The following is a 4,293-nucleotide window of genomic DNA, read 5'->3' as shown; positions in this document are numbered from 1 at the left end:
GCAGACCTCGTCGAGGGTCCGGGCGTAGACGGGGTGGGTCTCGTACAGCTCACGGCCCATGCCGGGCCGCTGACTGCCCTGCCCCGTGAACAGGAAGGCCAGCCCGGTGGTCCCGGACGCCCGCTGCGGATCTCCGGCCACCAGCTGCGGCGCGGATTCGCCGCGGGCCAGCGCGTCCAGGCCGGCCAGCAGTCCGGCCGGGTCGTCGGCCAGGACGACGGCGCGGTCCGGGAGCGCCGCCCGTGTGGTGGCCAGCGCGTGGCCGATGTCCAGGTGCGCGAGGTCGAAACCGCCGTCCGGGCCGGCCTCGGCGGCCAGCCGCCGCAGCCGTACGGCCTGGGCGCGCAGGCCGTCCGTACCGCGGCCGGAGACCACCCACGGCAGCGGGGAGGGCACCGCCACCTCGCGGGGGGCCGCGATCTCGGTGGCGGGGGCCTGTTCGAGGACGACGTGGGCGTTGGTGCCGCTGATGCCGAAGGAGGAGACGGCGGACCGGCGGGGCCGGTCGGTCTCGGGCCACGGGGTGGCCTCGGTCAGGAGGGAGACGGCACCGCTCGACCAGTCCACGTGCGGGGTCGGAGCGTCCACGTGGAGGGTTCGGGGGAGGATGCCGTGGCGCATGGCCATGACCATTTTGATGACGCCGCCGACGCCTGCGGCGGCTTGGGAGTGGCCGATGTTGCGGCGAGGGCTTCGCGGATGACGCGTTCCTGGGAGGGTCCGTTGGGGGCGGTGAGGCCGTTGCTGGCGCCGTCCTGGTTGACGGCCGACCCGCGGATGACGGCGAGGACCTCGTGGCCGTTGCGGCGGGCGTCGGAGAGCCGCTCCAGGAGCAGCACACCGACCCCCTCGCTCCACGTGGTCCCGTCCGCCGAGGCGGCGAAGGACTTCACCCGCCCGTCGGGAGCCAGGCCGCGCTGCCTGCTGAACTCCACGAAGGGCCGCGCGGTGGCCATCACGGTGGCACCGCCCGCCACGGCCAGGGTGCACCAGGGCGACGAGGGAGGAGGAGCAGGCGGTGTCGACGGTGATGGCCGGGCCCTCCAGCCCGAAGGTGTAGGACAGCCGCCCGGAGGCGACGCTGCCGGCGCTGCCCGTGCTCAGGTAGCCCTCGTACTCGACCGGGACGGCGGACAGGCGGGAGGCGTAGTCGTCGTACATGGTGCCGACGAACACACCGGTCCGGCTGCCGCGCAGGGTGGCCGGGTCGATGCCCGCGTGCTCGAAGCTCTCCCAGGTGGTCTCCAGCAGCAGGCGCTGCTGCGGGTCGATCGCGTACGCCTCACGCGGCGAGACCCCGAAGAACTCGGCGTCGAAGCGGTCGGCGTCGTGATGGCGTCGGTGCCGTCGGCGACGAGCCGCCACAGGTCCTCGGGTGAGCGGGTGTCGCCCGGGTAGCGGCAGGCCATGCCGACGATCACGATCGGGTCGTCCTGGACGGCACCGGCACCCGTCGGGGCCTGCCGTCCCGGCCGGGCCGCGGCCTCGCCGGCGATCTTTCCGAGTTCCGCGACGACGAAGGCGGCCAGCGCACCGGGCGTCGGGTGGTCGAAGACGGCGGTCGCGGGAACGGCGATACCGCTGTCCGAGGCCAGCCTGCGCCGGAGCTCCATGCCGGTGAGGGAGTCCATGCCCAACTGGATGAACGGGCCGCTGTCGTTGACGGCGGCGGGTCCGGCCAGGCCGAGGACGGCCGCGACCGTGGTCCGTACGAGTTCGCCCGCGGCCCGCTGCCGGTCCGCCGGGGCGAGCGCGGCGGTCCGCGCGGCCCAGGAGGAACCGGTGGCCGCGGCCGCCCGGCGGCGCGGGGCCCGGACGAGGCTGCGCAGCAGGGCCGGCGCGGTCTGCGCGGGGGAGCGCAGCACCCGCAGGTCCAGCTCGATCGGAGCGAGCTCGGGCCGGCCGGACGCGAGCGCCGCGTCGAACAGCTCCATACCGCGTTCCGGGGTCAGCGCGAGGATGCCCTTGGCGGCCCAGCGCTCCATGTCGGCCTGCGAGAACTGCGCGGCCATGCTGCCGGTGCTCGTGTCCCACAGTCCCCAGGCGAGGCTGGTGGCGGTCAGGCCCTGGTGGTGGCGGTGGTGGGCGAGGGCGTCGAGGTAGGTGTTGGCGGCGGCGTAGTTGGCCTGGCCGGGGTTGCCGATGAGGCCGGCGATGGAGGAGAAGAGGACGAAGTGGGTGAGGTCGTGGTTCCGGGTCAGTTCGTGGAGGTTCCAGGCGGCGTCGGCCTTGGGACGGAGGACCCGGGTGAGGTGGCGGGGGGTGAGGTTGTCGAGGGTGGCGTCGTCGAGGGCGCCGGCGGCGTGGACGACCGCGGTGAGGGGGTGGTCCGCGGGGATGGTGCCGAGCAGGTCCTCCAGCGAGGCGCGGTCGGCGGTGTCGCAGGCGGTGATGGTGCGGCTGGTCAGGAGCAGGTGTCGGACGCCGTGGCGGGTGACGAGGTGGCGGGCGAGGATCCGGCCGAGTCCGCCGGTGCCACCGGTGATCAGGACGGTTCCGTCGGGGTCGAGGGCGCGGCCTGCGGTGTCCCCGCCGGGGGTGTTCTCCAGGCGCGGGGTGTGCAGTCGGCCGTCGCGCAGCGCGAGTTGGGTGTCGGCGGTGGCAGCGGCGGTGTGCGCCGCACCGGCCAGGAGGCCGGCTCCGGAGCCGGCGTCCGTGGCGGCGTCGATGTCGAGGTGGGTGAGCCGGCCGGGGTGTTCGTTCTGCGCGGTGCGGACGAGGCCGGTCAGGGCCGCGGCGGGCAGGTTGTGGACGTCCTCGTCGGGGGAGAGGGCCGTGGCGCCGCGGGTGAGGACGACGATGCGGGCGGAGTCGAGGGCGCTGTCGCCGAGCAGCTCCTGCAGGGTCGCCAGGGTGTGCCCGAGCGCCGCGTGAACCTCTGACACCTCGTCCGAAAGGGCCACGACATCGGGTACCGGACCGCCCGCTGCGACGGCGGCCCGCAGTGCGGCCGCGTCCGCGTACGAGGTGCCGGCGACGGCCGCGACCAGACCGTGCGGGTCGGAGCCCACTACCGCCCACCGCCGGGCCGGGGTGTCCACGGCCGGCGGCGGCAGCGGTTTCCACACCAGGCTGTAGAGCCCGTCGTGCCGGCCGCCGTGGTCCTGGAGGTCACCGGCCGGGCGCAGGGTGATCTCGTCGATCGTGACGACGGGGCGGCCGTCGGTGTCCGTGGCCGTCAGCGAGGCGGAGTTGCCGCCCCCGGCGGTCAGGCGGACGCGCAGCGCGGTCGCTCCGGTGGCGTGCAGGGTGATCCCGCTGAAGGAGAAGGGGACGGTCAGCTCCTCCGAGTCTGCGATGAGCAGGCCGTGCAGGGCGGCGTCCAGGACGGCCGGATGCAGCGTGAACCCGTCGCCTTCGATGCCGTCGGGGAGGGCGATCTCCGCGTAGACGTCGTCCCCGTGGCTCCAGGCCCTGCGCACGCCCCGGAAGGCGGGCCCGTAGCCGTAGCCGCGGTCGGCGAGGCGGGGGTAGAGCTCACCGGCCGCGATCTCCGTCGCTCCCTGCGGCGGCCAGGCCGACGGCTCGGCCACCGCGGCGGCCGGGGCCGCCTCCCGGAGCACACCCGAGGCGTGTCGGGTCCACTCCGTGTCCGCCGCGCCCTCGGCGCGGGAGTGGACGGTGACGGCGCGGGTACCGGACTCCTCGGCGCCGAGCGCGACCTGGAGGTGGATCCTGCCGTCCTCGGGGACGACCAGCGGCGCCTCCAGAACCAGCTCCTGCAGCCGGTCGTAGCCGAAGCGGTCGCCCGCCGCGAGCGCCATCTCGACCAGCGCGGTGCCGGGCAGCAGCACGGTTCCCGCGACCGCGTGGTCGACGACCCACGGGTGGCTGCCGCGCGCGACGCGGCCCGTGAACAGCAGCCCCTCGCCGTCCGCGAGGCTGGTCACCGCACCGAGCAGCGGGTGCTCCGCCGGCGTGAGGCCCAGGCTCGCCACGTCCTCGGGCGTGGCCGGGCTGTTGAGCCAGTACCGGACGCCCTGGAAGGCGTACGTCGGCAGCGGGACCCGCCGCGCACCCGGGAAGAGGTGCTCGGTGTCCAGCGCCGCACCCCGTAGGGCCGCGTGGGCGAGCGCCGCCGCGAGGGTCCGCCCCTCGGGGTGGCCCTTGCGCAGGACGGAGACGGTCGTCGGCGGGGCCTGGACGTCGTCCTCGCCCAGGATCGTCCGGGTCATCGCGGTGAGGACGGGGTCGGGTCCGAGTTCGATGTAGGTGGTGACGTTGTGGTGGTGGAGGTGGTGGATGCCGTCGTTGAAGCGGACGGTGTGGCGGAGGTGTTGGGTCCAGTAGTGG

2 pseudogenes are annotated in these 4,293 nt (G+C 75.0%); both read right to left on the bottom strand.

Annotated features, from left to right (window positions below):
* Nucleotides 1–3,011: pseudogene (locus tag IG86_RS45670) on the bottom strand (type I polyketide synthase); the annotation flags it as partial.
* 159 nt (nt 3,012–3,170) lie between these two features.
* A pseudogene (locus tag IG86_RS45665) lies at nt 3,171–4,175 on the bottom strand (polyketide synthase dehydratase domain-containing protein); the annotation flags it as partial.
* Nucleotides 4,176–4,293: the final 118 nt, after the last annotated feature.

Origin of the sequence: Streptomyces virginiae (assembly GCF_000720455.1) — a bacterium.
Classification (GTDB): Bacteria; Actinomycetota; Actinomycetes; order Streptomycetales; family Streptomycetaceae; genus Streptomyces; species Streptomyces virginiae.
This window is presented reverse-complemented; position numbering and strand designations above follow the sequence as displayed.